This window comes from Methylobacterium sp. B1, assembly GCF_000333255.1.
GTDB lineage: Bacteria > Pseudomonadota > Alphaproteobacteria > Rhizobiales > Beijerinckiaceae > Methylobacterium > Methylobacterium fujisawaense.
The window spans coordinates 1-2,192 of the sequence record NZ_BACT01000242.1; the positions used below are offsets into that span (position 1 = coordinate 1).

General features: G+C 71.7%; 2 pseudogenes. Both read left to right on the forward strand.

Annotated elements, in window-relative coordinates:
- Positions 1-544: 544 nt before the first annotated feature.
- Positions 545-832 (forward strand): annotated as a pseudogene (locus I53_RS34945) (pyrrolo-quinoline quinone); the annotation flags it as partial.
- A gap of 5 nt (positions 833-837) precedes the next feature.
- Positions 838-2,192, forward strand: a pseudogene (locus I53_RS06770) (diguanylate cyclase domain-containing protein); the annotation flags it as partial.

The following is a 2,192-nucleotide window of genomic DNA, read 5'->3' on the forward strand; positions in this document are numbered from 1 at the left end:
TCACCGCGGCCGGTCGGGCGAGGGCCGCCGCGGCGCGCGCTCCGCGAAGGCCGGCGACAAGGGTGGTGCTGCCCGGGGCGGTCGCGCGAGGAGCGGCGACGCCAGTCGCGGCGACGCCAAGGAGATCCGGAGCGCCGGCGAGGCCGAGGAGGCCCGGGAGGAGCGTCCGCGGGCACGCACCGGTCGCGGTGCGGCGGCCGCGCAGCGTCCGGAGGCACGCCAGGAGAGTCGTCAAGAGAGTCGGCAGGAGGGGCGCCAAGAGGCTCGCCCGGAGAGCCGTGTTGCGCGACGCACGACGGCGCGCGCCGGCGCGGCCGGGCGCGAGGAGCGCGGGCGCCGGAACGATGCGGACGGTGATACGCCCGTCGGTTTGGGTTCCCACGTCCCGGCATTTCTGCTTCGACCAGTGTTGGCGAAGAAAGAAAGGTAACAAGGGTCTTTTCGAGCTTAACAGTCCGGCTACCAGACTGCCGTATATCAAGTCAGGGTCGCGGCGCATGCGCGCCGATCGCCCGGGACCACGGGATACGGATGAGCCAGGAGCCTCCACATCGAGGACGAGGCGGGCGGCCTCGACGGCGGCGCCGTCGTCGGCATCGAGGGCGGGTACGGGCGACGCGGCTGGCTCGCGGCCTACGACGCGAAGACCGGCGAGGAACGCTGGCGCTGGTACGTCACGCCGTCCGAGGGTTGGGAGGGGGGCTTCGTCGCCCAGACCGCCGACGGCACGCCGCTCCACCGGGACATCGCCGCCGAGAAGGCCGCCGCTCCGGCCAACCGCGACGCTTGGCGCGTCGGCGGCGGCTCCCTCTGGATGACGCCGGCCTATGATCCGGAGAGAACCCGGAAGCCGACCAGTTCACCATCACGCTGGATCCCGGCGCCACCGTCACCTACGTGGCCGAACTGCGCGGCTCCAACGTCCCCCAGCTCCGCCTCTGGGACCAGGACGCCTACCGCCGGAAGGCCGCAGGCCTGACCCTCTACAAGGGCATCATCATCGGGATCAGCGGCCTGCTGGCCCTGTTCCTGACCATCGTGTTCGTGGTCAAGGGCGCGATCATCTTCCCGGCCGCCGCCGCGCTCGCGTGGTCGGTGCTCGCCTATGCCTGCATCGATTTCGGCTTCCTGCAGCGGGTCTTCCCGGTCACCGAACTGGCCGAGCGGGTCTACCGGGCCTCCGCGGAGGCGGTGCTCGGGGCGACGCTGCTGGTCTTCCTGTTCGCCTATCTCAACCTCGCCCGCTGGCACGTGCGCTACAGCCATGTGGCGTTCTTCTGGCTCGCCTTCCTGGCCGGCCTCGTGGGGCTCGCGGTGTTCGACCCGCCGGTGGCGGCGGGCGTGGCCCGGATCTCCATCGCGGCGGTGGCCGGCATCGGCCTGCTGCTGATCGTCTACCTCGCCGCCCATAACGGCTACGACCGCGCCATCCTGCTGGTGCCGACCTGGCTGCTCCTCGTCGTCTGGGTGACGGCGGCGGGCTTCGCGGTCACCGGCCAGATCGGCAGCGACCTCGTGCAGCCGGCGCTGATCGGCGGCCTCGTGCTGATCGTGATGCTGATCGGCTTCACGGTGCTCCAGCACGCCTTCGCGGGGGGCGGGCTCAGCCACGCCCTCGTGTCCGACACGGAGCGGCGTGCGCTGGCGCTGACCGGCGCCGGCGACGTGGTGTTCGACTGGGACGTGCCCGCCGACCGGGTCTTCGTCGGCCCCGAGATCGAGGGCCAGCTCGGCCTCGCCCGGGGGACGCTGGAGGGACCGGCCACCAACTGGCTCGGCGCGCTCCACCCCTTCGACGTGGAGCGCTACTCGGCGGCCCTCGACACGGTGATCGAGGAGCGGCGTGGCCGCATCGTCCACGATTTCCGCCTGCGCTCGGAGGCCGGCGCGTTCTTCTGGTACCGGCTGAAGGCGCGGCCCGTGATCGGCGCCGACGGCGAGGTGATTCGGGTGGTCGGCACCATCGCGGACGTCACCGAGGTGAAGACCGCCGAGGAGCGCCTGCTCCACGACGCCGTGCACGACAGCCTCACCGGCCTGCCGAACCGCGAATTGTTCGGCGATCGGCTCGATGCGGCGCTCGCCTTCGCCGGGCAGGACCAGCGCCTCAAGCCCACCGTGATCGTGCTCGACGTCGACCGGTTCAAGGGCATCAACGACGCCATCGGCCTGTCGGCCGGCGATTCGATCCT